25 protein-coding genes are annotated in these 26,215 nt (G+C 49.3%); 21 read left to right on the forward strand and 4 right to left on the reverse strand.

The window, feature by feature from the left end; translation table 11 throughout:
- Window positions 1-28 precede the first annotated feature (28 nt).
- The 6 genes from PHQ58_RS04200 to PHQ58_RS04225 all read left to right on the forward strand — a co-directional run bounded on the left by PHQ58_RS04200 (window position 29) and on the right by PHQ58_RS04225 (window position 3,090).
- On the forward strand, window positions 29-688 hold the full coding sequence (locus PHQ58_RS04200) for a hypothetical protein (protein ID WP_300107355.1): 660 nt from the start codon (window positions 29-31) through the stop codon (window positions 686-688).
- A gap of 56 nt (window positions 689-744) precedes the next feature.
- On the forward strand, window positions 745-1,080 hold the full coding sequence (locus tag PHQ58_RS04205) for a hypothetical protein (RefSeq protein WP_300107358.1): 336 nt from the start codon (window positions 745-747) through the stop codon (window positions 1,078-1,080).
- Window positions 1,077-1,460 (forward strand): hypothetical protein, encoded by a 384-nt coding sequence (locus tag PHQ58_RS04210; RefSeq protein WP_300107360.1) that lies wholly within the window; start codon window positions 1,077-1,079, stop codon window positions 1,458-1,460. The genes PHQ58_RS04205 and PHQ58_RS04210 overlap by 4 nt, the downstream gene beginning before the upstream one ends.
- A 7-nt stretch (window positions 1,461-1,467) precedes the next feature.
- On the forward strand, window positions 1,468-1,896 hold the full coding sequence (locus PHQ58_RS04215; RefSeq protein WP_300107362.1) for a hypothetical protein: 429 nt from the start codon (window positions 1,468-1,470) through the stop codon (window positions 1,894-1,896).
- 61 nt (window positions 1,897-1,957) lie between these two features.
- Window positions 1,958-2,371, forward strand: coding sequence for a hypothetical protein (locus PHQ58_RS04220; RefSeq protein ID WP_300107365.1), 414 nt, complete (start codon window positions 1,958-1,960; stop codon window positions 2,369-2,371).
- 332 nt (window positions 2,372-2,703) lie between these two features.
- Window positions 2,704-3,090 (forward strand): hypothetical protein, encoded by a 387-nt coding sequence (locus tag PHQ58_RS04225; RefSeq protein ID WP_300107368.1) that lies wholly within the window; start codon window positions 2,704-2,706, stop codon window positions 3,088-3,090.
- 10 nt (window positions 3,091-3,100) lie between these two features.
- Here the strand turns inward: PHQ58_RS04225 and PHQ58_RS04230 are convergent, their stop codons facing one another.
- Window positions 3,101-3,388, reverse strand: a complete 288-nt coding sequence (locus tag PHQ58_RS04230; RefSeq protein WP_300107371.1) for a hypothetical protein — start codon at window positions 3,386-3,388, stop codon at window positions 3,101-3,103.
- 53 nt (window positions 3,389-3,441) lie between these two features.
- Here PHQ58_RS04230 and PHQ58_RS04235 point away from each other — a divergent pair, with 53 nt between their 5' ends.
- Entirely contained in the window at window positions 3,442-3,843 is a 402-nt protein-coding gene (locus tag PHQ58_RS04235) for a phage DNA polymerase-associated SH3 family protein (protein ID WP_300107374.1), read from the forward strand.
- 554 nt (window positions 3,844-4,397) lie between these two features.
- Entirely contained in the window at window positions 4,398-6,533 is a 2,136-nt protein-coding gene (locus PHQ58_RS04240) for a family B DNA polymerase (protein ID WP_300107377.1), read from the forward strand.
- Between the two features lie 41 nt (window positions 6,534-6,574).
- On the opposite strand, the gene PHQ58_RS04245 is transcribed toward PHQ58_RS04240, so the two are convergent.
- Window positions 6,575-7,678 carry a hypothetical protein gene (locus tag PHQ58_RS04245; RefSeq protein WP_300107380.1) on the reverse strand — a complete coding sequence of 368 codons (1,104 nt, stop codon included), beginning with the start codon at window positions 7,676-7,678 and terminating at the stop codon, window positions 6,575-6,577.
- A 322-nt stretch (window positions 7,679-8,000) separates the two neighbouring features.
- Between PHQ58_RS04245 and PHQ58_RS04250 the strand changes: the two genes are divergently transcribed.
- On the forward strand, window positions 8,001-9,878 hold the full coding sequence (locus tag PHQ58_RS04250) for a hypothetical protein (RefSeq protein WP_300107383.1): 1,878 nt from the start codon (window positions 8,001-8,003) through the stop codon (window positions 9,876-9,878).
- 73 nt (window positions 9,879-9,951) lie between these two features.
- On the opposite strand, the gene PHQ58_RS04255 is transcribed toward PHQ58_RS04250, so the two are convergent.
- Window positions 9,952-10,254: a hypothetical protein gene (locus PHQ58_RS04255; protein ID WP_300107385.1), complete on the reverse strand. Its 303-nt coding sequence runs from the start codon at window positions 10,252-10,254 to the stop codon at window positions 9,952-9,954.
- Between the two features lie 45 nt (window positions 10,255-10,299).
- Between PHQ58_RS04255 and PHQ58_RS04260 the strand changes: the two genes are divergently transcribed.
- The 10 genes from PHQ58_RS04260 (at window position 10,300) to PHQ58_RS04305 (ending at window position 21,444) form a co-directional block, all read left to right on the forward strand.
- Window positions 10,300-11,232 carry a hypothetical protein gene (locus PHQ58_RS04260; RefSeq protein WP_300107388.1) on the forward strand — a complete coding sequence of 311 codons (933 nt, stop codon included), beginning with the start codon at window positions 10,300-10,302 and terminating at the stop codon, window positions 11,230-11,232.
- Between the two features lie 997 nt (window positions 11,233-12,229).
- Complete coding sequence (locus tag PHQ58_RS04265) at window positions 12,230-12,844, forward strand: hypothetical protein (RefSeq protein WP_300107391.1); 615 nt, start codon at window positions 12,230-12,232, stop codon at window positions 12,842-12,844.
- Window positions 12,845-12,950: 106 nt separating this feature from the next.
- Window positions 12,951-13,370, forward strand: coding sequence for a hypothetical protein (locus tag PHQ58_RS04270; RefSeq protein WP_300107394.1), 420 nt, complete (start codon window positions 12,951-12,953; stop codon window positions 13,368-13,370).
- An 85-nt stretch (window positions 13,371-13,455) separates the two neighbouring features.
- Window positions 13,456-14,013: a hypothetical protein gene (locus PHQ58_RS04275; protein WP_300107397.1), complete on the forward strand. Its 558-nt coding sequence runs from the start codon at window positions 13,456-13,458 to the stop codon at window positions 14,011-14,013.
- Entirely contained in the window at window positions 14,013-15,158 is a 1,146-nt protein-coding gene (locus PHQ58_RS04280; RefSeq protein ID WP_300107399.1) for a hypothetical protein, read from the forward strand. Before PHQ58_RS04275 ends, PHQ58_RS04280 begins: the two co-directional genes overlap by 1 nt.
- 3 nt (window positions 15,159-15,161) lie before the next feature.
- Complete coding sequence (locus PHQ58_RS04285; RefSeq protein ID WP_300107402.1) at window positions 15,162-16,037, forward strand: hypothetical protein; 876 nt, start codon at window positions 15,162-15,164, stop codon at window positions 16,035-16,037.
- Window positions 16,038-16,093: 56 nt separating this feature from the next.
- Window positions 16,094-16,825, forward strand: coding sequence for a hypothetical protein (locus PHQ58_RS04290; RefSeq protein WP_300107404.1), 732 nt, complete (start codon window positions 16,094-16,096; stop codon window positions 16,823-16,825).
- A 188-nt stretch (window positions 16,826-17,013) separates the two neighbouring features.
- Window positions 17,014-18,600, forward strand: coding sequence for a hypothetical protein (locus tag PHQ58_RS04295; RefSeq protein ID WP_300107407.1), 1,587 nt, complete (start codon window positions 17,014-17,016; stop codon window positions 18,598-18,600).
- 20 nt (window positions 18,601-18,620) lie between these two features.
- A complete protein-coding gene (locus tag PHQ58_RS04300) occupies window positions 18,621-20,072 on the forward strand; it encodes a hypothetical protein (protein WP_300107410.1) in 1,452 nt (483 codons plus the stop codon).
- A gap of 43 nt (window positions 20,073-20,115) precedes the next feature.
- Entirely contained in the window at window positions 20,116-21,444 is a 1,329-nt protein-coding gene (locus PHQ58_RS04305) for a hypothetical protein (protein ID WP_300107412.1), read from the forward strand.
- A 72-nt stretch (window positions 21,445-21,516) separates the two neighbouring features.
- Here the strand turns inward: PHQ58_RS04305 and PHQ58_RS04310 are convergent, their stop codons facing one another.
- Window positions 21,517-21,858, reverse strand: coding sequence for a hypothetical protein (locus PHQ58_RS04310; protein WP_300107415.1), 342 nt, complete (start codon window positions 21,856-21,858; stop codon window positions 21,517-21,519).
- A gap of 91 nt (window positions 21,859-21,949) precedes the next feature.
- On the opposite strand from PHQ58_RS04310, the gene PHQ58_RS04315 reads away from it, so the two are divergent.
- Together PHQ58_RS04315 and PHQ58_RS04320 are read left to right on the forward strand one after the other, a co-directional pair.
- A complete protein-coding gene (locus tag PHQ58_RS04315; RefSeq protein WP_300107417.1) occupies window positions 21,950-24,061 on the forward strand; it encodes a hypothetical protein in 2,112 nt (703 codons plus the stop codon).
- Between the two features lie 49 nt (window positions 24,062-24,110).
- A complete protein-coding gene (locus PHQ58_RS04320; RefSeq protein ID WP_300107420.1) occupies window positions 24,111-26,078 on the forward strand; it encodes a hypothetical protein in 1,968 nt (655 codons plus the stop codon).
- Window positions 26,079-26,215: the final 137 nt, after the last annotated feature.

The following is a 26,215-nucleotide window of genomic DNA, read 5'->3' on the forward strand; positions in this document are numbered from 1 at the left end:
ATTTTCTTGTTTAACTACCAAATCTGCAATGATCGATACCAAAGACCTCAAACCTGAAGCGATATTTTGCATGGACATCAGCGAATACGCTCAGCAGATCGAGCTGGTTTTACATGATTTTTTGCTTCCACCACCCGCAGGTATCTACGTTAAAAACCGACTGGCGCCCGTGATCGTTCCTGGCGCTGAGTATTTTACGGACGTCATTGAGTACGGCAAACTTCGCTACGTCCCCATCAAAGACATTAACGAAGTCAAGGGCGGTGTCTACGACGTAAATTTCAAGCTGATTATCCCTAGTGCTCTTATGAAGCATCCCGACCGATGGCTGAGTAACAAACCTTTCATTCCTCACAACGGAATGAAAATCCTAGAGCTGCTGGTTCGAAATCAGCTGGACACATTTGTACAATACCGAAGGACAGGTTCGTACTACCTGGATAAAATCTATAGGTACACAAAGCCCACATGTAGTCCAGAACAACAACAAAAACTAGAGGAGGCGATTGATTTTGTTTCCACAAACGTGTACGACAGTTTGTGGAACCGAATCAGTGAGTTCTTCGACGGGTTGTGTTGGAACATGTATTACATCAGTATCAAAGACCGCACGTTGACAATTGAACGACATTGCGACTGGCGGATCTACGACTGGATACGACGCATGGAGTCCGGAGAATGGAAGTAACAAGATTGATTCAAATTGTCATCCCGCTCAAGGAAGTCAGGGATGCTGTAAAGTCTATGCTTCCGATCAGCTTAGACAACAAGAAGATACAGCTGATGCTGTTCGATCTGGCCAATGTGACGCTGGCCAGTGAGAGTGCGGTGTTCTTTTACGACTCAGGGTGCTACTACGACATCCTCACTGATGGAGGTATGGATGATTCGGACATCAATAACTTCATGGACGACATGTACGGTGTCTTCTATGGCTTGGTAAACCCCTACTTGCAAGAGTTTGACATCTACAACAACTCCGAAATAGATTACTATTTTGACATGTGCGGGTTAGACACCATGCTTTTTTGCATAGAGCCCAGTCGGTTGGAGTTGCGTGATTGTGAGCCAGCGCCATGACACTGCCACAAAAGCGTGCGGTGGTCATCTACTCGCTAAGAGAAGCACGTGATTGTCTTAGGCACCACACCGATGCCATCGACACCGACGACTATTTTTCATTTGCAATATTGCAGATCATCAACAATTCCGTGATGTCGGATGAGTTGTGCAGTGAACTCAATGAGGCCGTGCAAGAGCTTACACGGTACGGTATCCCTGAACAAAAAGCGTTTGCTATCTGCAGTGATGTCACAGACCTGATCATAAATCAGTTAACCACTTTTGTCCCTGACTACAATGACCAGCGGTATTCCAGACAATGCCACTGGGACCTTAAGGAAAACAACGATGTCATCCTCACCATTGCCGCAGACGCATTCGAGACGACCCAGCAATGACTCAATCGTGCATGTGTCTATCGACTATCGGGAAGTGTTGTCTCTGATCAAATCGCACGCGAGCGTGCCGCAGCGTGAGAGAAACAAAGAAATCAACGAACTGCTGTCCATTTTGGTGTTGCAATATTTCGATTTACCCGTAGGTGGACGCCCTCGTGAAATGCTTCAGCGGTACAATGACCTGCTGGAAAACATGTCAGATTTAATCAAGCAGCCATCTGTTATGCAAACGGACGTGGGTTTGATGCTGACTACCATCAGTCGGCAATATCTGCCACGATTTCGCGCCTACTCCACCGAAGACTGCCAAGCCATTTGCAGCAGTACAATGGAAGGCACCACCCTTATTTTGGCAATGACCTATGGACATTTTAAGAAATTCACGGCCGCGCAGAAGAAGTCCGATAATCCATTCTCCTCAGGAACTGGACTTTAATGAAGTAACCATAATACTGCCTATCTTAGACAGCACATATATCGAGAAGCTGGAGCGATACGTGCCCTCTGAGATACTGCCCTCTGGCGTTAAACAACTTGCGGCCATTGCATTGGAGCACCCTGCTGATCAAGACCAGTTCTTGACTGAGTGCTACAAGTCCTTTGACTGCTACATTGACGAAATGCATGCCGGGGGTCAGATTGCCTATGCGGGTTATTTCTGGGATCTTCTTGCGGGCGAAGACGAAACCGAAATCATCGACATTGGCTTATTGGACTTCCATCGACACTTTATCGCCAGTGTCAACGCACTGTTAGGCAAACCTAACTTCAAACTCAATCGCATTATCAGCATGAGGGTATGCAATGCCATATGCGTGGAACTCAAATGGCCCGACCACAAACAACCCAAGTTGTTTGCAAGTACCGACGTATTTGGTTTTGAATATTGGTCCGACCATTCAACTACTTAACCGCCTGGCAAGTATTGGGGATATTCCTACCATCGACACTGAGGCCGTGCTTTCTGGGATGGTAGAACTATTAGAAAAACCAAACTTAACCGGCGTTACATTGGACTTAGCTGTGAACTGGATCTTGCATTCTCACGGTCTAACGCACGCCGACTTAGCACCTTCAGTGAGAGAATGTGCCAGAGGTTTGGTTTACGCGGGTCTAATGACACTGCAATGCCAATTGACAACAGTGAATCCATATATTGACGGCATGTTACCCTACAGGCTAAAGAAAATTCACGGACAACACAATGTCATATTGGAACACAACACTTTATCACCTGCCAGCCATGGTCATCCTGGACGTGTCGGGATGCAGCTGCGAACTGGCAGAACTAGAACTTGAAACGGATTTGGAGATAGACCAGCAAGAGATGGTCATTGATTTGATCAGTGTGCTGGCTCAAGAGAAGGATGCGCAACTCAACTTAGACTACCACTGCATGCAGTTGATCTCCAGATGGTGTGTCTTGGTCAGAAGGGACGAACACGAAGCCGTGTATAACTATATGCGCTACTTGGGTTTGCGCCTATTAGCCATGATAAAAGCCCATCGCCTATACCTTGACGGCAAGCTGCCATACCGTTACCATGAAGTCAGACCCAATGGACTCTACCTGCTACGAGAAGACTTGTATCGTCGAGAACGACAGCGCGAACTCGACGAGAGTAGCTGATTATTTGGTGCTAGACACGCGAGAGATAGTCACGCACTTCAGGCAGGCCGTGACGCTGCCTGAAGATGACGTTGTGGAGTGTGTTACTCAAGTGCTCGATAAGCTGTTGCACTCTGGGCTTAATTCCCTGATCCCTGTTTACCCTGTCATGGGCATGCTGCGCTCTGAGCGGCGCCTGTCGCCACAACAACTGGTTGATCTCAACCACGCCTTCATAGGCCTGTATTGTGCCCTGTGCCACCATCTGCACGGCATCAAAATAACCGATGAGCTTGGAGGCTTTAATTATGGCTTCCATGAGCTGCGGGACAATGTTCTTGTATTGAAACACTTTCCTTATTAGGAGTAAGCATGAGTTATGTCTTGGAAATTAAAAGCGTGTACGACATCAAACTCAAGGCCACCAGTGTCTTGGGTTATGGCTATCACTCTGCAACGGTATTGGGTCTGCTGGACTACGACTCTGCCAATCTGATTGAGGACGTCGCACCGATTCATGCCAGCATCTATTCGATGCTTCCTTCAGGCACGCCGATCGATCCTGCGGATTTGACCTATGTAAAGATTAAAACCTCCACAGGTCAAATCCGTGTGATTGCAATGGATTGGATTGATACGCAACCAGAACTGATCAACACACGACAAGTTCGGATTGTGATCAGTAACCTCAGCTTGTCAAAGATACCTGAACTGCAAAAAATGCTACAGCGAAACGGCTTTACCCAATTCACCATCGATACCATCTCAGGGTAAATCTCCTATGGTATGTAAAACGCCTCGGGTAGGGATGGTTGAGTCGGGTTTTACATGGGTGCTCCTTAGTAAGGCGAATCCTCTCTTTGTTTAGTGCTACAATCGCATGGGTCTAAACCGTGTCAATCTGACATTATCACCTGGCAGATTGGGAGCATTGACAAAGAGAGGCCTAGCTTATTTTTTTTTTTGCTTACTATTATATGTAACAGGCACAGACCGCGAATCGGCCTGGTACATTTGACTGATGACAACTGTCTTATAGCTGTAATTCCTAACGGGTGTTTCTTCCCTTTGACCCAAATGGTGAGCTGGAGATGGGCTTTAAACCGACTAACGTGTTTAAGTGCGCTATTGCTTAGGCGTTGAAGTAAATCTTCACCATACTCGATACCGTTGTTATTGGTCAGTCGTTGAGAGAAAAGCCCCTGCGCTAAGCTTCTTTGAGAGAGGAGCTTGCGTAGGGGCTTTATGCTGTCGACATAAATGATCGACACCACAGATACTTTGTAGAAGTGCTAAACTTCCATGACACCAATTTACCGGAGCACCTCATGTCAGGCTTTGCCAATCCTTTTGTAAATCCTACGGAGTCTTACGTTCGTGACATCGACATTCTTAAACACTATGTCGAAGACAGTGCCAAGTACCTGCACCTTTCTACAAACAGACCCCTTGAGCAATGTAAAGCATTTATAACTGCCAACCTTAAAAAGGGTGGTAAGTTTGAATTCAAAGACCCTAAGACCATTTACTTGCAGCGCAATGATTCCGGGGATCGTGAAAAAGTAGAAACTACTTTGCATCGTTACGTTTCGGATTCAATCAATAAAAAAGAACTAATCGCACCCACGTTTACGACGTACGTGCATCCTAATAAAAAGAAATCCTTGTTATCGGTGTATATCGATAACAACGTCAAAGCACGCAGTGTGGCAAAGAAAGCCATGTTCGCGGCTAAGTCTGCCGGAAACAAACACCTGCATGCAGTTAAGAAGATTGAGCAGACCAACCGAAAGCTCAGCAACAACGCTATCTCGGGTGCACACGTTTCTCCTTCTACGCCTTTGTTCAATAAGACTGCTCACGCGACACTGACGTCAAACTGTCGCAGTACCAGTGCTTATGGGAATGCCAACAATGAAAAATTCCTCAGTGGTAATAGGCATTATTTCAATCACCACATCGTACTGAATAACATTGTCTCAATTGTTAACCACACGAACTACGACCAATTAAAAGCCACGATAGAGAAATACAACATCCATTATCCGTCGTGCGATGAAGTGATGGATTGCATTAAGTATTCCACTTCGTTTTATTGGCGCTCCCCGCTGTACATGAAGAAGATTGAGCGTTTGGTGCACTCGCTCGATCCCCTTCAACGCGCTGCATTCGTTTACACGGGGGACTTCCACCATCTGAAGAAACACAATAACGCGCTGGCTTTGTCCTTTGTCAAAACGCTGAGCACTAAGGTAGTGGGGGTTTGTGAATCGCCACTGAAGGTCATCCTGGACGCACCAGAGGACCATGTAAACCTGGCGCATCAAATCTGCTTAAAGGAAACCGCAGGCATTGGTAAAGAATACGAGAAAATTGAAAACACCCCCGCCATTCACACACTGGCGCTGACAGTGCTCAATATCGCAAACACGATCACTCAGTATGCTGACCTGATCCAAACTCTATGGGTCACGGGAAACATCCCTGCTTCTGTTTCGCATTTCCCTGACAGCATCCGCAGAAGCGCACTGACGTCGGACACTGACTCGACCATCTTTACTGTGCAGGATTGGGTCTTTTGGTACAAAGACAAATTGAGCTTTGATGACGAAGCCATGGCAGTTGCTGCGACGATGATCTTCCTCGCGTCAGCAACCATCACTCACGTGCTTGCAATCATGTCGGCTAACTTTGGTATTGTGCCAGAGCGTTTGCATCAAATTGCCATGAAGAACGAGTACAAGTTCGACGTGTTCGTGCCCACTCAATTGGGTAAGCACTATTACGCCACCATGAGCTGTCAAGAAGGCAACGTGTTCACAGAACACGAGACAGAAATCAAAGGGGTGTACCTCAAGTCGTCGAATGCGCCCAAGGAGATTGTCAACCAAGCAGCAGCTATGATGGAAGACATTATGCAGTCTGTCATGACCAAAGGCAGCTTGTCAATAATGAAATACATCAAGGAAGTGGCAGATACTGAAAGGAAAATCATTGCTTCCATTGAAAGAGGAGAATCCACTTACCTGCGTGCTGGCAGCATCAAAGAAGCAGACAGCTATACTGCAGACGAAGAGCTGTCACCGTATCAGAACCACAGGTTCTGGAACGATGTGTTTGGCCCCAAATACGGCGTAATGCCCGATCCGCCTTACTCTACGGTGAAAGTGTCCATGGTGACCAGCACGCCTAAGGCATTTAAGGCTTGGGTGAATGGGCTGACTGATCGTGATCTGGCACAGCGACTGCTTGATTGGTCGGCGCGTTGCGATAAGAATAAAATCACAACCATCCACCTGCCTATTGATGCTATCTCTAGGGGGCTTCCTGCGGAGATCATTCCAGCCATTAACCATCGCAAGATTGTTACAGACATCGTCAAGATCATGTACCTGATTTTGGAGACGCTGGGTGTGTACACTATGGAGAAGAAGGTTTCTCGATTGATGAGCGACCAATACTGACAGCATAAAGGCTGGTGGGCAACCACCAGCCTTTATGCTGCTTATATGGTAAATGCAGGTTCTAGTTCAGCGTAGGTCTCCAAGTATGGAAACAGCTCTCTTTGCACATCCGCAGGAAATCGGGTACGGAAGAGCTGCGTAGCTCCACTTGTAGAGAACGCTCGTTGCATTTGATTTAAGTGTTGTTGGTTCTTTGCTTTTGTTTCTGGTTGACAGATGCGCATGAGAAAGTCCATGGCTTTTAATCTAGCAGCAATCAGGACGTAGTTGATTTGCCTGGTAGGTGCGATGTCAGGCATCATCAGCGAAAGATGCATCGATTCGTTTTGTACTGACGGAATATTGTTTAATACCGCGTTGAATTCTTTCTTAGATTTACTAATGGCTTCTAAGACTTTATCCAACGTATTGTCTACAATTGCGTCGTAGTTTGTCAAACCAAATGAATGACGTCTAGTAGGGACTGCTGAACCGTCGTCGATGGCATATGCGCGCTTATGTAAGCGATTAAACACAGCTATCTCCAAATGGGTGTCTAACATGTTTGTTAAGACATGTCCCGCAATGAACTGCATGATGGTGCGGCTGCTGTTGTCTGGGTTCTTTAATTGTTCTAACACAAACGCACGATACTGCACCGCGAGCATGGTGATGTTAATCAGGATAACACAAAGCCCTCGCTCAGCGCTGTAACTGTCCCCGTTGGGCAAGTGAATACCTAAGTCAGACTTAGGGTGCGTCAATACTGTCACTGCGGATGTGGTTCGCCAATTCAGATGAACATCCTCAAAATCAAACGGATCGTCTGTAGCAATTAAGAGCTCAGGCATCCCTGCACCATAGAACACTCCTCGAAACACGACACCTTCTCCAATGGAAGAAGACATCCCCATTCGCATGGAGTGTGTCAGGGCGATAGTATCCACGTTTTCGTAATACCGCTCCAGCGGTAGGCTTTGTGGCACTGCTAATGACTGAAGGAGTCGAACCAAGAAATGCTCGGCGCGCAGCGTGGGGTTATAAACACGGTAGTATTGTTGGACTTTGTGTAGGTTGTTTTTCAATCCGCGTTGTAAGTAAGGCCACTGGCCCGGAATGGTCTTACCAGTATCAGTAGCTGGTCTTGATCTAAATAGTTCAAACATGGTTTTGGATGTTAGTAAAAGACAGAAAGGTCACACAGCATTGCTTAAAAACTAAATGTGTAAAAAAAGATAGAGCTACCCCTATAGTGTAGGAAACGACAACACGTCACGTCTTCACTAAGTAGCTAATCCCTGCTTGGCGGAGTACCTATGATGCTGGTGTTATGATCCAAACCCTAGAAACTCTTAAGTCTTCGTTAACTTGTGAGTCAGTTGGATTGTAGAAAAATACAACCACTCATTATTACTTTGACGATACGCTACGTAGAGTCGCTAGTTTTGCAAAACTTGCAGTTTACCACAACCAAAGGAAAAATCAATCATGGCTATCAAAGACGACAACATGGGCACCGCAACCCAAGCTGCGTTTCAGCAAGCTCAACAAGCCCAGCAGAACCGTCAAGCGCAAGACCAACAGCCGCAGTCCTGGGGCTTCTTCTCCAAGGGCAACCTGGGTGGCATCAGCCGTAACCCCACAAGCGAAGTGCTGCTCAAGGCCATGAACGTGCTGCAGACCACCTACAAAGAGAAAGTGACGATCGAGCGCCCGTACGAAGCTGTCGTGCTGCCGGTGGACAACAGTAAAGAAGCACGCCTGACTCTGTCGGGCATCGTGGTCTGCGTCCGCATCCCGGACAACAAGAACCTGGGCGTGAGCTACCACACGCTGCTGCTGGAAGGTTCCAGCGAACCGCTGCAACCGCGCGTGCTCAACTGGAACAACCAGACCGTCGTGGAAGACCGTACGGCAGCTGACGTGAACAACGCCACTTACGCCGAGGCCGTCCATGGCATCGTCCAGCGTGCGTTCCCTGGCATGGTTTGCCGCCCGACCAGTGCACAGGTAGTGCATCGAAAGTTCAACTTTGAAGATGAAGAAGCCGTGCGAAACCTGGCGATCAACGCCGTGTTCCCGTGCATCTCTGACTTGGAAGTGAACTTCCCGAACTTCCGCGACATCAACCTCGTGCGCTGGAACCGCGACAGCAGCCTGCAGCTGCAAATCAACTTCAACGAGCCGGATCGCCTGGACTACGCTTCTCTGCCGGTGCGCAACAACATCGCAATCACACTGACTGCGGTGGACAACAGCAAGCCGCAGCAAGGCGCCCTGGAGAACAACCAGGGCAAGTCCATGAAGATTAGCCAATTGGGTGGCTTCATCGACCTGATCTGGGCACCTGAGGGTCAGACGAACCAGTACGGTGTTCAGCAAAAGGGTCCGCGTTACCTGTACTCTCCCCGTTTCGTCATGACGAACCTGGAGAACGTGATGCGCATGACGCCCGCTTCCCAGCTGCTGGCGCTTCAAACCGCAATGGTTCTGCGTGAAACAGCGACTTCGTGGTACCCGTACTGCGATCCGCGTCCTCAAGTCGCTGGCGCTCGTGGCGTCGATACCCGCAACATCGGTGCCCTGAACATCGAAGCCAACGTGTTCGAAGATCCGTCTGGCTACGGCGAAAAGATCGACACCAAGCTGGCGACGTTCACGTCCTTTGAGCAAGGCAAGCTGCTCAGTGCAACGATCCGTCCGGTGATGTACTTCAGTCTGGACGTGAGCGAGTGTGGCTCGGATACCTGGTACAACGAAGTCTTCAGCGCTGCGGCTGCTGGTAGCGTTGCTGCACAAGCAGCAATTCTCGAAGCTGCCAACGAGCTGACTGGTGGCCATTTCATGAACATCTACAAGAGCAACGAGTCTCCTGTGACTGTGAACGATGACCGCATCCACTTGGGCTACTACAGCGGCGCTGATGGCGCGCGCCACGATATCCGTGACATCGACTACTTGGCCGTGTTGAACCTGCTGGGTGAAACTGACCATGACGCTGCACGTGCTTGGTCGGACACCTTCGCTCAGACGGCCTACCCGCTGAGCAAGCGTCTGCAAGAGCGCAAGAAGATGATCATCGAGATGGTGCGTGGCGATGTGATCTTCACCGGCTTCGCACGCCGCGTGACGCTGACGTACAAGTTCCTAGAAGCACTGGACATGGGCTGCCGCGAAGCAGGCCTAGTGACTCGCACCACCAGCCCGAGCTTCGGCAACGAGTACACCAACTCGCGCGCAATCATGAGCTTCCTGCCGCAAGGCGCGGTTGCTCCTGGTGTCAGTGGCGTGTTCCAAAGCGGCTTTGGGCCTGCACCGACCAACAACATGGGTGCTAACCGCGGTTACAGCTCGCGTTGGGGTTGATAATCCTTACGCTGTTAATTCAGTGTAAGTGATTCAAACTTAAAAGACCAGCGCCCTAAAAAGCGCTGGTCTTTTATGACTTTTGTTGTTTTTTGTTTTCAAAGGGAAATTGAAAATGGGCATCCATCTGCGTTTGGTGAACTTCACCAAGCTGCTCTCTAGCAGTGAAACTCAACCGATTATCATCAATGACATCAGCACTGCCACGGAAGAGAACAAACAATTCCTTGACAGTCTGATCTCCGTCAAGTACGACAAGACTGATCTGTTCAGCAACGAGCCCACTTGCGAGTGTGGCCGAACGCGAGGAGGATACAAGCTCAACGTGACGTGCTACAACTGCAACACACCAGTCAGAGAGTTGTTCGATCAGCACCTGCGACCTCTCGTGTGGATGAGAGCCCCTAAGGGCGTAGAGGCCTTGATCAATCCGATGATCTGGACCATGTTGAACCAAAAGTTCACCAAGTCCAACTTCAGGATTATTGAGTGGTTGTGCAATACAGATTACCAAGTCAACGTGGTGCGTCCTCCAGAAGTCGACGAACTGCTGATGATGGGTGTTGATCGCGGGTACAACAACTTCGTCAGAAACTTCAACAAGTACATCGGCTTTCTGTTTTCACTGAAGGGCTATCGTCCAAAGAAGGGAAAGGAAGACCCGCTGCTGGCACTGATACAGCAACAAAGTGACTGCATCTTCAGTCAGTATTTGCCACTACCCAACAAGAGCTTGATGATCATCGAGAACACCCAAGTAGGGACATACATCGATCCGATCATCATTGGTGCCATTGACGCCATTCGCACCATCAGCAGCGTAGACTCGCCGCTGACTAACCTGACCTTGCGACAGAAGGAAAACCGTACAGCTAAGACGATCAACATGTTGTCTGAATTTTATTACAACATGTACCACGCCATTCTGGCCAGCAAGAACGGCATCTTCCGCAAACACGTGTACGGAACGCGTAATCACTTCTCTGCGCGTGCGGTGATTTCGTCGAACACCAAAGCACACAAGTACGACGAGTTGCACATCGGCTGGGGACACGGTGTAACCATGCTCAAGGTGCATTTGACCAACAAGTTGCTCAAACGGGGCTATACGCCCAACCAATGCACTGCACTGTTGCAAGAATACACAGTGAAATACCACCCGTTGCTCGATATCTTGTTCAATGAACTGATTGACGAGTCACCAGAAAAGGGTTTGGTCTGTACGTGGAACCGAAACCCTTCCTTGAGTCGCGGCAGCGTGCAGCGCATGAGGATCACTAAGGTCAAGACAGATCCGAATGACCCCACAATCACGATGAGCATCATCAGCGTTCGTGGGTTCAATGCTAAATAAATTGGCCACTATGGTTGAGAGACCATACGTGAATCTTATTGAATTGCTGGGACATCCTTATAGCCTTGTTACCACTGCGCGTCGAAAGACAAAGCCACGGTTTGAAAAAACAAGGATTGGGTAATCAGCAGCCAAGACGCTACAGACCGCCGTGAGGCAGGGCTACGCGTAAGGTTCATCGACTAGAGCGAAAGCTCGTAGGGGATAGCATCCACCGAAGCAGTAAGCTACCTACTAAAACAGGTAGAAGATATAGTCAGTTCCACAGGGAAAGCCTGTGGCGGGTGTCTGCGCACACCGGCATGGGGTATAGGTAGGCATTTTGCCGAGCGACCTCATGTGGACAGTAAGGATTTCGACGGTAGTTCATTGATTGCCGTCGCTAAACTTTTCTAATTGCTGGGACACCCTTAGAGCCATTTCACTACAAGTGCCGCGAAAGCAGGCATTGAAAGTACGAAAACGAGATGGATTGGGCAATCAGCAGCCAAGACGCTACAGACCGCCGTGAGGCAGGGCTACGCGTAAGGTTCAACGACTATCGAAAAGCGCTGGGAAGCGAACTGAGTAGAGTAGGGCACCAAGCGGACCCCAAATGGAAAGCCTCCTAAGACATAGGAGTGAAGATATAGTCTCCTCCGGTATGAAAGTATCGGACAGTTAGTTATCTGGACAATGACTAACGCCCAGGTGTGGCGATCTGGTTAAAAGCACCGCAAGGTGTACAATGTTATTGGATCAAATGAATCTCGTCTTAGCCAATGACAACCAAACCGCAAGGCAGTTGTTGCATTTGGCACCACACAAGAACTCACTGGAGCTCAATAAGCTCATGAGTCTCTCTAAGGCCTCCAGCATCCCTAAGCCAGTGGCCTCTACCATCTCAGCGTGGTTGAGCAGCGAACGCGATTCGCCTATCTCACCTGAGAAGCAAGCTTTCTTGCAATCCATCAGCATCTAAGGTGCCGATGAGAAACACCTTTTTAAGGAGAACATTATGAGCTATGCATTCAGTGCAGCCGATGCATTCGATGCATTGGTCTATCCACAACAGCACCCTGGCACTGTCCAGTTCTTGCAGAACCAGGTCTCCAGCCTTACTCACACGCTCACTGATGCGGGTCGGGCCTTCATGCAACGAAGCCGTGATGTGTTTGAGCAATACAACAGCTCCGCAGCACTGAAGTTTGCTCGCGATGTGATGCAGGCGGTCAAGGGGGCTTTCTCAGTGCCGTGCATCAAGCCGCTGTGGGAAATGGAAGAGCTGCAAAATGCAGACCTGTTGATGCAGCGATGGATCATGGCCAATCCTTCAGTGCGTACGCTGTACCATGCCCAACGGTGTGATGGCTACAGCGATACTTACATGGACATGGCACCTGGCCTGAAAGCTGAGGACCACTATGACTACCGACGGGTCATGGATGGTGTCTTTGTCTATGATGACAACGGAGATTGGAAATCGACGCAGTACCTGGATCAGTTGGTAGAAGGTGACCGTGACTTGCTGTTTGAGGAAAAGGTAGACATCCTGAACACCTGGAACGCTACCGACATCCTGATTGCGATGTCAGGGCAAGATCCTACATCACCCAGCGGTGGAAGCCTGTAATCAATAAGGCATAAAAATACCCAGGGATTGTTCCCTGGGTATTATGCTGCAAAATAGTTTTTACGGAGAACCTTTATTTTTTGTCACAACACACAGAAAGTCCTTCATGGTAACTCCCGTACCTACCCTCAGTACCTATGGTTTTGTAAAGGACCAAGCCAGCAAGATTGATTACTTGCTTTCCCATTTCTTTTTATCGGACTACAACCAAACCTACCTCTATCCTGGCAGTGTGATTTCATTGCCTGAAATCATACAGAAGCATGGGGGTGAAGTCTCCGGAGTCATCTCGGAACTCAACCGCAGGTTGCGTGACTATTTGTTGCGTTACTATATTGATGTTGATTTGGAGATACGCACTGCTGACGGCACAGATATGGATCTGTCTACTAAAGCCGAACTCATTATCAGCGTCAACGTAGTGGATGAAGGTGTAAACAACCAATTCATTCGTTTACTCAGGTCCAATGATTCCAGGTTGAGCGAAATTGTGAAGTACAACAACGACGGGACTGTTAAAATTTAATAAAACCCCTTATATGTGAATAAACACACCACAATCCATATAAAAAATTAAGGTAGGGTTTTATATGTCTAATCAGGAGTTAACAATGCAAGACAATCCCATTCGTACCCATCAGCGTCGTGAATTTCAAAAACGCATGGAGCGCCTGCAAAGCGAATTCAATGCACTCGATAAGGAAGATGTTCGCAGTCTTCCTGAAGGTATCTTTGTTCGCGATTTCCTTCCTTTGTTCAGCGGTGAATCGGTTGAAAACCGAGAAACCCTGTTGGGCTACTGGTACCTGATTGCAGGTACGCCGTATCATCCTGTCAACCTCGTGGATGAAGCAGGGCGTGTGGTGGTTCAGGTGCCTCCGCTGCAGGACCGAAACGTGCTCAGCGCCAAACCCAACAGCGCCAAAGAACTTAGCGTGGTGTTCGAAGAGGCCAAGCAAAAGTCTTCATTGAGCCCTGCATTGGGACAACAAATGATTGCAGCAGCATTGAACAGCCAGTTGCAAACCAAGACCACAACAACCGTCAACGAGACCTGGTCTAAGCAATGGGAAACCGTATTGTCCCGTTATGGCAAAACGCTCAGTAAATCTGCGGCCGGCGTAAATGCCAACCAACAACCTGGTGAATCGGACTTTGAAATCGAATAATGCTTTCCCGCACCCTTCGTGTTTCATGTATCTCCGATATCCATCTCGGTAATCGGAATAACAAAACCAGGTACATCATCGCCAATTTAGATAAGTATTTCAGCAATGACGAACACCTGAGCAAAGTGGATTTGATCCTCTTGGCTGGCGACGTCTTTGATGACCTGCTGTCTTTGTCAGGTGGAGATGTGCAGTATATCTACGCCTGGGTTGCCAGACTGCTGCGTATTTGTGCTAGGCACAATGTCATGGTGCGTGTGCTTGAAGGCACGCCTTCTCATGACCGTGGACAGTCCGAATGCTTTACGGTCGTCAACGATATACATGAAAAGAACAACGGCAAGCGTGTAAACCTGAAACACGTCAAGGAACTCTCCATTGAACACATCGAGGAGTTCGATCTGGATGTGCTGTATGTGCCTGATGAGTGGTGCCATACCACTGAAGCGACTTTAGAGCAAGTGCGCGACTTGCTGGCAGAAAAGAACTTAGACAAGGTGGACATTGCGTGCATGCACGGCCAGTTCAGCTACCAGTTGCCTGCACACATCCCAGGCATTCCTCGGCATGACGAAAATGCCTATATGGATTTAGTTCGTCACTTGATCTATATTGGACACATCCACGTACACAGCCGAAACGATAAGATCATTGCACAAGGCTCATTTGATCGAATCAGTCACGGTGAAGAAGGTCCTAAGGGATTCGTCACTTCTCTGATACACCCTGACGGCAGTAATGAGACTACGTTTGTAGTCAATGAAACTGCCAGAAAGTACATCACGGTCACGTGTCCGTACGAGGATGTTGAGGAAAATCTGAAGGTCATAGACCGAGCTGTCGAAGACCTGCCAGAAGAATCCTTTGTTCGGATCGAGGCGCATTACGCGAATGCCATCTTAACCAACTTAAACACCTTGCGCAGCCGATGGCCGTTGCTGATATGGTCGTCAATTGCACGAGACAAAGACGAGAAGAAAAACAGCCAAATCACCCTAATACAAGAAGAGTCGCTGTATGTGCCCATTCACATCGACCGCCATAACTTGTCGCAATTGGTGATGCCTAGGTTAAAAACCGCCGGTATTGCTGATGACATTCTGCAGCGTTGTGCTGCTAACTTACTAGAAATGCAAAAGGTGTAAACTATGACAATGGGAACCAGTGCTCTGTCGAATCGGACCATGTCCGCATTCCCATGCTCCATCGCTACATCACTGGCCCTGGAGTCCATGTTTGAAGGCGTACAGCCACCTTACGACCCCTTGCGGGAAATCCCCCAAAAGATCGAGGTCTCTGACTATTCGGTGTGCTGGATCAACTTGATGACGTTGTTTCGCAACATCATTGGTGCATTGCCTCCCAAAGAAGAAGCAGGCGTGATGGCAGGAGAAGTCAGTGACGTGCTTCAATTTGAAGTGGACCTGATACGCCAACTGATTAACCAAGCCACACAAGGGCAGACCAAAGCAGTGTTTTATGCCAGCAACTACAAGAAGCTGGAACAAAAGCATCCACATGCCAAACTTCGCACACCGCAAACAGAGAAACAAAAGCAATACAAGAATCTAATGGAGCTTACATTAGACGATTACTTCAAGCAGCAGCCTAAAGGAGGAGATTCTAGGCTCTTTGACTTACACCTTAAACCCAAACCAGGGGAAGATAAAAAGTGTTTGATTCTGACACACTTTGCTTATGACTTGTTGTCAGAAGGCGAGTTCGAAGAATTGGACTTGATTGAATCACACACTGGCGTTTTAAAGAAGCGCTCTATGTGGCACACCAAGCTGCTTAACGGCAAAGACTTGATGATACCGCTCAATGCGTGCACTTTGCAGGTGTTCGGAGACAGCCACACTTTTTCTCCACAGCCCATGAAGCTGCGCGAGCAAGTGGTAGAGTTGTCTAAGAAATTTCGCTGGCATGGTGCTACCACCAAAGACAGGCTAATCTTTAGTTTCAACGCAATGAATGATAAATTTGCTGCGATGGTATTAAAAGATATGCTGTCTGAATACTAAAGTAAAAATATCAAACCGCTACATCTAGTGTAGCTAACCTCAGAAAAGAACCCATCATGTCTGACAAACCAGTAAAAGTTAAGCACATTCTCAACAGCCCCAAGATCCGTCTGAATGCACCGTGTCCGACGGCACGTGGCAAGATTTCTACGCTGTCGTGGGATACCTACATGAACAATCCTCGGATTGTCGTCAAGGTGAACGATCCGGCTTTTGCCAATCCAGAGAAGAGCTACGGCAACATCCAAGCTGCCATGGAGCCGCCGACGTTCTATTTCTTCTTGCAGCTTCTGGACATGGCCATCGTGTCCGAAGGCCAAACCAAGAATAAGCTGGAGCTGCGCTCCACCAGTCGTGGCAATCCCAACGAAACCGTCGTCACAGCAGATGTCTGGATTGGCAAAGACGGCGAGGGTTGCGTGTTTGTCTCAGTGATCAAGCGCGACCAAGAAGGCTGGCCCGTCATCAAGTTTGTCTTCGGTCCTCCCGATGAGCGCTTCGTGAAGGTGTTCAAGGCTGATGGCACGGAATACACCAAGGCCGAACTCTCTGTGGGCTACGGTCGTGCTTACTACAAGCTGCTGGAAAACGCCATGGCCAACGTCCTGGACAGCAAGTACGTTGAGCCGCCGCCTTACATCCCTGGCAACAAAGGTGGCTACAGCGGCAACAACAATCGCGGTGGCTACGGTAACAACCGTAGCCAGAACAGCAACTACGGTGGTGGTGGCGGTAATTCGCAACCTCCTTCTGACGACTTTGGAGGTGGCGACAGCCTGCCGTTCTGATGTGAAATAAAACGCCTTGTCGGTTAAACACCGCCAGCAGCTTACTCTTGATTGAGTGCTGCTGGTGGTGGACAAGGCGCGTGTTGAATACGAGGAAGTTTACAAGCACAAAAACTTCTAAAATATTTTAAACACACATTACTATATTGTCATGATCATTCGATCACGACTAACTCAAAGGTGTAGCAATGAAAATGAGCATCGTTACTTCCGCTGGTGTGCCTGCACGCTTGGAAGCAGAACTGGAGCACAGTGGCGAGATCCTTAAATGGAACGTCGCGTGTTTCGATAAGCGATCTTTTGCCAACCACGATGTGTGCAAACACATCAACAGCTTCTGGGAAAAACTGCCTTACTTTCGGCAAGAGAAAGTCTTCGGCATCTACAAAAAGATAAAGAACGTCTTTGACAGCGTGTTTGAAACGACGGACCTGATTTCTCACCTGGTCCCCATCGTGACGGAACTCTGTGATGAGCATCCTGTCGACGAGTTGTCACAATGGATCGCGTTTCATGCGGGCGACATCATCATCCCTGACAAGTTTGATGAAATCTACATTGCCAGTGACGAGAAGCCTGGAAATCGCGAGAAGACCTACACGAAACCTGATTACCGCCAATTGGTCAGCATGACACTGGCGCTTCGCATCATGATCCCGGTGTGGGGTGAATTCATCTACCGCACAAAGAGCGAAACGGGCACCAACTTCAAGGAACTCTTTGCTGGGCAGTTGCTGATGATGTCCAAGCTGTGCCACTCTCCTCCGATGGAGAAGCTGCGCACGTACGTGGAGAGCAACATCCAAAATGACAAGCCAATGTCCTCTGCGATCATTGGTGGCATCAGCAGCGAGGACTATGGCCAATGGTTGCTCAATCTGGTGCTGGTGCGGCGCCTGTGCGTGGGTGACATCAGTGGACTGGACCCACTGACGAACCTGGTCACGTTCATCTACAACTTCATCGTGCAGAAGTTGTCTGGCAATAACAACGCCAGCTTTGGCGAGATGATCAAGGACAAGAGCTTTGAGTCTGGTGATTCGTCCAGTGACCACAATGCCTCACGACTAGAAGGCTACAAGATCAAGCAAGAAGCTCCTATCGGGGACATGGTCATCTATGATTACTACATGGAAGATCCATTGAAAGTCGTCAAGCTTCTGATGCCTGACGTGGATGAACGGATGTTCTGGGAGTTCTACAACAGCGCCCAGGTGCTAGAGCGGGAAAACATAGCGTCCGCACAAGTCATCTTGGCGCAATGGATCTTGGCGCCTGTGCTGTCGCCACGCGGGATTGTTCACTTGAGTAAAAAGAAAACAATCTCGGCCATCATTGTGGCACAAACTGTGTTGTGGCAAAAAGGACACAAAGAACTGGCTGCGCTGATTGGTGCAGTGGCCAGTACCAATGACAATGAAATGCAGCTGGGTGGCATAAACCCCAGCGCTCGCTTGAATAAGGAGCAAATCGATGAGTTGAATAAGCTCTATCCTTACTACAGGGTCATGTCGACCAAACAAAAGACAAAGCCAGTAAATGCTGCTGTTGCAGCAATAGACTCGGTAGTGAACATGCTGAGTCAGCGGGATTGGATTCTCACACTCCCTGACCAGTATGCAGAAACACTGCTAGGCAATCAAAACACACGGCGTTACACCTGTCCTTACGACATCAAGGTGATGCTGGGCAAGCTTGTAATTGAAATTGCCAACAGGCCTTCTTTGAAGACTCCTCACGACTTCGCTCATCTTGAGCCCTCTAACAAATTCTAACTTTTCTAAAGGAAACAATCATGATCCCGAACATGTATGGCGTCAAGAAGATGCGCATTGCTCGTTTCATCGTCCAAGAAACTGGTACGTACAACACGCAGTATCGCCGACCCTTTGAAGCGGAGATGAATGCAGATGATCGCAACTTGATCCTGGAGACGATCGACCGCGCCAAGAGCATCACGCCGCTGACCATGGCGGGTGTCGCCAATGCAATCATCACACCACCTGCCACCCCTGAGTCGCAGATCATGATTCCTAATGGTTGGTCAACCCGCCGCCTGCGCTTCTTCCTGGAGGTCGTGACCGAAGACCGCACCGGGCTCATGCAGACTAGCGAGTACATCGTGGGCTACACTGATCACTGTGGTGCCATAAACGGGTATCTCGATCCCAAGATGGTGTTCTTCATCAATGCAGTCAACATCACGCGCACACAAACCCGCGAGACCCCGTTGGGCACGCAGGTACACCACAATCTAATCGATGCGTCGCATGTCCTGGTCAACAACGATTACCAAGGCATCTATCACCAGAACCAAATTTACACCATGCGTCCAGAGGACGTGTATGATCACATCGATCACCGTGAGCTGGCAATGGGTCTGGATGGGTTTGCAATGGATGGCCGTACCAAGCTGACAGGCAATGCCACCAAGTCACAACGCGTCAACGGCATCGCTTCGGCTTACATGGCAGACTTGCTGAACTCGTACCTGCAAGTCTCTCGCGATGGTACCCAGGCAGACCAACGCACCATGCTGCAAAATGCGCGCATGACGGTCGAGAGTGCTACGGTGAGCTCTGACCCATTCATGAGTTTCATCCGTGGAAAGTACGGCATGACTGGAGGTGATCATTTCACTTACCGTGACCTGGTTGATCTTGATCCAGGCGTGGAGCAAATCAAATACGTGGCACCTGTCGATCAGATGCAACGAGGCATGATGCACTACACGGGTCAAACGGCTGACTGGGGTTCGTCTGATCTGACAACGCAAGCCGCTACGGTACTTGCGCAGTCTGTGCCAGGTTATCTGTTGCAGTTTGGTATCAACAAGATTCGCTTGTTCTCAACCAACATGGATTTGGGTATGAATGTCACTACCAGGATTGGTGATGCCAAGTCCTTCAACTCCGGCGAAGACCTCAGTCGAAACATCCAGGCATTCTTGTTCCGCCTGGAGAATGAGCTGCTGAAAAACATCAGCATGAGCAACGGCATCAGCTTCTCTCTGGAGCTGGTGTGCGACTTGCTGGGCGAGACCTGGATCACACTGGGGCTCAATGGAGAACCACCCACTTGTTACGTCACGCCGTCGTTCTGCGATGCGCTGATGGCACCTGTGGTCACCAGCAACTACATGGTGCTCAACGCCATGGCCAATGACTTTGACACGCTCATGCAAGACGTGGTGGATCGTGACTCGACGATTCGCTACAACTCAGCTGCGCGCGCAGGAGTTCTGTAAACCCTAAGCGGGGATTCGTCCCCGCTGCCTATTTGGACCTAACATGAAAATCATTGAACTGTACAAGGAAATTCTTGCAGCAGGCTATTTGTTTGCTGACAAAGAAGGCATGATCAGTGCCAAGGTGAAAGGCTCTACCATGCCTTTCTTGATCGATGGCAAGCGACTCGTGCTGCCTACCAAGGAACACCTGAAGAACGGTGACTGGAGCAACCGCGTTGTTTTCCATCCGCTGTCGGAAAACATTCTGCGTGGTGAATCCAAGGTGCTGGAGCGATTTCGCAACAACATCAACATGCGGTTGAACTATGTGCTCAGCATGGTGGCCGACCAACTGTTCAAGCTGGTGGTCAACGTAGGTGGCCACAAGCACTTGTCACCTGACCAGTCGGTGATTTTGTCCAGTGTCAAGAACGCTGACGAGAAAGCCTACACGGCATTTGGCAACCTGGTCGAAGACATGGGTCTGACCAACAAGACCAAGTGCATTGTGCACATCTACCTGAAGAAAGGTGGCGTTGTCGATGGCAAGAAATACAACCGCGCGGCGATTGTCACGTTCCCGCTGTATGAAGAACTGCTGAAAAACCAAAAGCAAGTTTTCGGTGTGACGATTGCCAGTGCCAAGCATCGCGAGTCGATCAAGCAGCTGCTGGAATACATCCTCCCCGGTATCGAAAAACCGCACTACTTTGATCGCGGCAGTGAAAGTCAGATTGCGCCCTATCTGGACTGCTTGATGCAAGGTGTGTTGGGGATCGCTAGTCGCATCAACAACATCATCGACGAGTACGGTCAGTTCATGGACTCGACGGATGACCTGCGTTACACCGACGGCTGGGTTGAGGTGTTCGAGAACCTGGAGCAACTCAAGGCCGAGATCCGCTCCATTCCCATGCAAGCAGGTAACGAAGGCAGCGTAGGCGATCCTGCCGTCCCGGCTCAAGCAGCAGTTCACGCAGCGCCAGCAACTGCACCTGTTGCCCAGGCTGGACTGCAGATGCCACAGTCGATTCCATTGCCACCTCCTGTACAGCAGGCCCCACCTGCTTATTACAACGCTCCAATGCCGCAGGCACCACAAGGTGGTGGTGTCGTCAAGAGCCCTTCCGGCGGTATTGACTTTGCAGCTTCGATCCGCAGCAATCCGCAGTCTGTCGCCAACACAGCCTACAGTGGCTATGCGCAGTACGGACACCCTCCGCCGCCGCCAGGACCGATCTCTGCGCGCATGGGGCCGCCTCGCTGGGATCGTCCTGATCAGTATCCGCAACAGCAGCAAAACTACCAACAGTACCCACAACAGTCCTATCCACAACAACAACAATATCCTCAGAACTACCCGCAAAACTATCCTCAGCGCGGCTACTAATCCAGTAACAGCATAAAACACAAAAGGACTTAACGGTCCTTTTGTGTCTAATGTTTTTTCTTTTTCTTGGCGTTACACCTGAATGGAGATGTTCGTTTTCTGAATTTGTCTGAGTTTGTCAATCTCACCATATTCGGGAATTACAATGAAATCCGTTTCTGGACCGAATTGGAAAGGAGAATTGAATCGATTCAATCGCATGACTGACCAATGGTACTGCGGAGGAATTCCAATGCTGAGCAAATAACCGAATAAATCACCTTGATAGACCACTGCTTTGTGGGCATCAACGCCCAGGGTTTGGGTTCTGTTTGATTGCCTTAAATTGTCCATATTTGCTTCTAGCGCATCACGAAAAGATTTTTCGTAATACACGTCTGCACCGGGATTGAACATTAAACTGTTGATTTTCATGGCAGTGTCACTTGACTTGATTTTAACCACATATTACTAACTTGTCTGCAAAGACAACTCTGAAGCTTCGCAACCTTCTCAAAGGAAGAAAATGATCAATCAACCCTGTCAGCTCGACGGCGGATTGCTGGGTAGCAATAGCCTGAATCCGTATCACCGGCACACTTCCTCCAACCGTGGCGCCATGTACTCTAACCACCTGGGTCAGATGTTGGTGCTCAATGGTTCTACTGAGCGCCGCATACAAACGGGATACGAGCGAGAGTATGCCAAGTATACGTTTAACGTGAAAATGCCGTGCAACGGCTTGATCATCGACATCATTGAGCGTTATCGCAAATCTCTGGGCAAGGACTCGATTGAAGAGAACCCTCAAACCATCTTGGTCTATGAGGACATGGACACCAAGCAGATCGGTATCGTCAACCTGACAGCCTACTGCTCGAATCACCAGTATTTTGGCTTTCGTTACAAGACCGCAGACGGCTACAAACACATCCGCATAGGTGCGATGATCAAGGAAGGTACGGTGTTCCTTGACTCGCCATCTGTAACGACTAGCGGCGGCTACAAGTACGGCATCCAGGCAAACATCTGCTACATGACGCATCCCGCTACCAGCGAGGATGGCATCTTGATCTGCAGAGACTTCCTTCCTAAACTGGGATTCAACACCTATGAAACCCGTGTGGTGGAATGGGGGTCGAAGAAGTTCGCACTGAACTGCTACGGTGATGAGAACAACTACAAGCCTTTCCCTGACATTGGGGATCGCATTCGTCCCGATGGCGTGTTGATGGCATTGCGCCCATACGATCCTATCGAGCTGGCTGTGGTTGAGCAAAGTGTACAGGCCACCATGAATGTGGACTACACTTTTGATACCACAGTCTACGTCAATGGTCCAGGTGGGCGCGTGGTGGATATCCGAATCCACCATGACTTGCACAACTTCAACCATGCTGAGTCGCACATGGACTCGCAAGCGCAGCGTTACGACACGGCACGCCGGCAGTTTTATAAGCGAATTGTGGATGTGTGGAAGCGCCTCTACAAGATGCGCGGTGAAGCACTTCAGATCACTCCCGAGTTCAGCCGATTGGTGGTGGAGGCACAAAGCGTGGTCAGTGAAGGGATTGGACAGCGTGTGTCCAAAATTTACAGACAAGAGCCCTTGGATGATTATCGCGTGGAATTTGTTGTTGAGTACGACATCGAGCCAGGGATTGGCTTCAAGCTGACAGATTGCTTCGGTGGCAAGGGGGTTATCTGCCAAATTGCCGAACCTCACGAAATGCCTGTGGATGAAGAAGGCAATCGAGCCGATATCGTGATGGACCCCAACTCCACCATCTCTCGACTCATTCCTTCGCGCATGTACGAACAGTATGTGAATGCCTCTTCGCGCGATACCCACAAGCGGTTGTGTGCGATTTTGGGTGTGGCGCCGGAAACACCGGAAGAATACGCGATGGATGTGGTGTCGAGGAAACCACAACACGAGCTGGATGCAGCGTGGAACTATCTGATGGGTTTTTATAAAATCGTATCGCCACAGATGCACAGTTGGTTTGCTGATGGGATAGTCAAAGCAGATAAGGACCAGTACCTCAGTGAGATTGTGGAGAAAGGCATCACGCTGTTCATTCCTCCGGACAATCCTCGTGAGACGGAAGACATTGTCCTGGATCTTGAGCAACATTACCGCCCTGTCTACGGTCCTGTGACGTATGTGGGCAACTCAGGAAGGCGAATTACGACAAAGAAGAACATACGGATCGGCAGCATGTATGTCATCCTTCTGGAAAAGATCGGTGACGACTGGTCTGCGGTGTCCTCTGGAAAACTCCAGGTCATGGGCGTGTTGTCTCAGCTCACCAAGACGGACAAGTATTCCAAACCTGCACGAAATCAAGCAGTGCGTGGTGACGGCGAGGCCGAAGTGCGTATCGGCATTGCGTATGTTGGCTCAGAGTACATTGCTGAGCGAATGGATCGCAACAACAATCCACAAACCCACAAGATCATGACCAAGAACTTGGTGGCTGCGGATAAACCCACAGACATCGAAAATCTGGTCGATCGCTTGGCACACCCATTTGGCGGCGCTAAACCACCACAACTGGTTAGGCACTTGGCAGAGGTCTCTGGATTCATGTTTGAATATGCACCGTACCATCCGTACAACAGCGTGACGAAGTAATTCACCCAAGGAACAAGCTATGAAAAATCGTGTGCCTGCAAGAGTGTTATTGTCCTACACTACCGACTACCTGTGGGACCACCTGGAAGGTGATTTCATTCTTGTCATGGATGATGGAGAAATCGAGACAAACGAAAAGGAAGTGTTGTATAGCTCCTATGTTTGGGATTACCACCGGCGTTTCCCCAATACGCCGTTGTTGCTCAAGCACCACGTCAAGGCGATTATCAAGGATGATCCATCTGGCACTGACACCCACTTGGATCTGATCAACAGCGTGCTGTGGTCGTTTGTGGAAGCTTATCGTCCTGACTTTATCAACATCGAAGAGCTGATTGACATTGGTGCGCTGATGTCGTATGAGGTCAGCAACACGATGTACAACGACCTAACGTATCGGTTGGAGCCCGACGTTACAACCTTGGACATTCTTGACTTTATCCAATTCACCAAGCATCCTCGTTTGGTCAAGGCGATTGAGCAGATGGAAAACACCGACGAAGGTGTTGCCAAGGTCAACAACGTGGTGCTGGAGCTGTCCAAGTCAGCGGAGTTCAAGAACAATGCCATGGCGTCTGTGATGCGGTCTAAGATTGTGTCTGAAGGCCAAGCGTTGCAGTGTTTGGCACCTTTGGGATTCCGGACCGACATCGACTCTGACATTTTCACCAGGGCCATTATCAAACGTGGCTTTACCCAGGGCTTGAGCAGCCTTCGTGACAGCATGGTGGAGTCACGCAGTGCTGCTAAAGCACTGATCTTCTCCACCGATCCCCTTCAGAAGTCGGAATACTTCTCTAGGCGCCAGCAGTTGATTTGCCAGAACGTCAGACATTTGCATCGCGGTGACTGTGGAAGCACACACTACGTGCCCTGGTTGATTCGCGAAGAGCGCATGGACAATGCCACCAAGCTCGCCAGCGACCTCAAGACACTGGCAGGTAAATACTACTTAGATGAAGGAACTAACACCCTTAAGATCCTCAAAGAATCTGACAAGCATCTGATCGGCACGACGCTGAAGCTTCGTTCTGCAGTGGCAGGATGCAACCACCCTGACCCTTACGGCATTTGTGAGGTGTGTTACGGCGCCACATCGCTGGCAATACCTGCCAACACCAACCTGGGCCACATCACTTGTGTGGCGATGATGTCGGTGCTGGGTCAGTTGATCTTGTCGACCAAGCACTTTGAGGGAAGCTCCGCAGTGGAAGGCATTGCACTCAAAGCTCACGAACGTATCTACTTGTCTGCGGTAGTCAATGGCAGTAGGTACTACCTCAATGAGCGACTGATGTCATGCAAGGTGAAGCTGGTAGTAGCGGCTTCCCAAGTTCCAGGATTGACTGACATCAGCCTGGTTGACGATATTGAAACGCTCAACATCAGTCGAATCTCTGACTTCGACACAATCTTGTTGATGGTGGAAGATTCCACAGGGATCGAAACCATTCCTCTGACAGTGAGCGTCAACGGTCGTTTGTCCAACATGACACACGAACTTCTGAAACACATCAAACGAGTAGGATGGACAGTAACGAAGAATGACAACTACATCATCGACATGGCAGGATGGAACTTCGCTGATCCTATCCTGGTGCTGCCGATGCGCCACTTCAACATGAGTGATCACCAGCAAGAAATTGCTGACATGCTGGAAGCCACGATCAAAGACTTGGACTACCGCAGCAACGTGGTCAATCCTTGCAACATGCTGGTAGAGTTCCACGACCTGGTCAACAGGCGTTTGTCAATTAACTTGGCAATCCTGGAAATCATCTTGTACAGCAGCATGGTGGTCTCAGCAACTGAAGAAGACTACGGGCTGCCCAAGCCATGGACTTCGTCAGGTGTTGGCGTCAAGCAGCTCCTGCTCACACGCCGCAGCCTGTCCACCACGATGGGCTTTGAGCGCCATCGTGATGTACTGACCGATCCGTTGAGCTATACCTTGACCAATCGGATGGACCACATCATGGACCCGCTGATCATGCCTGAGCTGCTTAACAAGCTGTAATAGGACCTTACTCCGTCTCCGGTGCCTAAGTGGCATTAGGAGACGGAGTAAGGGTTTTATGTTATCTCTTTGTTCACAGCTGTTGTTTTATGTATGTTAATATAAATTCCCACTATGACATGTAGGCGTTTGTGCCA

The sequence above is a fragment of the Rhodoferax sp. genome (genome assembly GCF_028688795.1).
Lineage (GTDB): Bacteria > Pseudomonadota > Gammaproteobacteria > Burkholderiales > Burkholderiaceae_C > Rhodoferax.

Bases quoted from the DNA above. Each gene is read 5' to 3' on its own strand.
- PHQ58_RS04200 (WP_300107355.1), top strand. From the start codon at position 29: ATGATCGATACCAAAGACCTCAAACCTGAAGCGATATTTTGCATGGAC.
- PHQ58_RS04205 (WP_300107358.1), top strand. From the start codon at position 745: ATGCTTCCGATCAGCTTAGACAACAAGAAGATACAGCTGATGCTGTTC.
- PHQ58_RS04210 (WP_300107360.1), top strand. From the start codon at position 1,077: ATGACACTGCCACAAAAGCGTGCGGTGGTCATCTACTCGCTAAGAGAA.
- PHQ58_RS04225 (WP_300107368.1), top strand. From the start codon at position 2,704: ATGGTCATCCTGGACGTGTCGGGATGCAGCTGCGAACTGGCAGAACTA.
- PHQ58_RS04230 (WP_300107371.1), bottom strand. From the start codon at position 3,388: ATGGAAGCCATAATTAAAGCCTCCAAGCTCATCGGTTATTTTGATGCC.
- PHQ58_RS04235 (WP_300107374.1), top strand. From the start codon at position 3,442: ATGAGTTATGTCTTGGAAATTAAAAGCGTGTACGACATCAAACTCAAG.
- PHQ58_RS04240 (WP_300107377.1), top strand. From the start codon at position 4,398: ATGTCAGGCTTTGCCAATCCTTTTGTAAATCCTACGGAGTCTTACGTT.
- PHQ58_RS04245 (WP_300107380.1), bottom strand. From the start codon at position 7,678: ATGTTTGAACTATTTAGATCAAGACCAGCTACTGATACTGGTAAGACC.
- PHQ58_RS04250 (WP_300107383.1), top strand. From the start codon at position 8,001: ATGGCTATCAAAGACGACAACATGGGCACCGCAACCCAAGCTGCGTTT.
- PHQ58_RS04265 (WP_300107391.1), top strand. From the start codon at position 12,230: ATGAGCTATGCATTCAGTGCAGCCGATGCATTCGATGCATTGGTCTAT.
- PHQ58_RS04270 (WP_300107394.1), top strand. From the start codon at position 12,951: ATGGTAACTCCCGTACCTACCCTCAGTACCTATGGTTTTGTAAAGGAC.
- PHQ58_RS04275 (WP_300107397.1), top strand. From the start codon at position 13,456: ATGCAAGACAATCCCATTCGTACCCATCAGCGTCGTGAATTTCAAAAA.
- PHQ58_RS04280 (WP_300107399.1), top strand. From the start codon at position 14,013: ATGCTTTCCCGCACCCTTCGTGTTTCATGTATCTCCGATATCCATCTC.
- PHQ58_RS04285 (WP_300107402.1), top strand. From the start codon at position 15,162: ATGACAATGGGAACCAGTGCTCTGTCGAATCGGACCATGTCCGCATTC.
- PHQ58_RS04290 (WP_300107404.1), top strand. From the start codon at position 16,094: ATGTCTGACAAACCAGTAAAAGTTAAGCACATTCTCAACAGCCCCAAG.
- PHQ58_RS04295 (WP_300107407.1), top strand. From the start codon at position 17,014: ATGAAAATGAGCATCGTTACTTCCGCTGGTGTGCCTGCACGCTTGGAA.
- PHQ58_RS04300 (WP_300107410.1), top strand. From the start codon at position 18,621: ATGATCCCGAACATGTATGGCGTCAAGAAGATGCGCATTGCTCGTTTC.
- PHQ58_RS04305 (WP_300107412.1), top strand. From the start codon at position 20,116: ATGAAAATCATTGAACTGTACAAGGAAATTCTTGCAGCAGGCTATTTG.
- PHQ58_RS04310 (WP_300107415.1), bottom strand. From the start codon at position 21,858: ATGAAAATCAACAGTTTAATGTTCAATCCCGGTGCAGACGTGTATTAC.
- PHQ58_RS04315 (WP_300107417.1), top strand. From the start codon at position 21,950: ATGATCAATCAACCCTGTCAGCTCGACGGCGGATTGCTGGGTAGCAAT.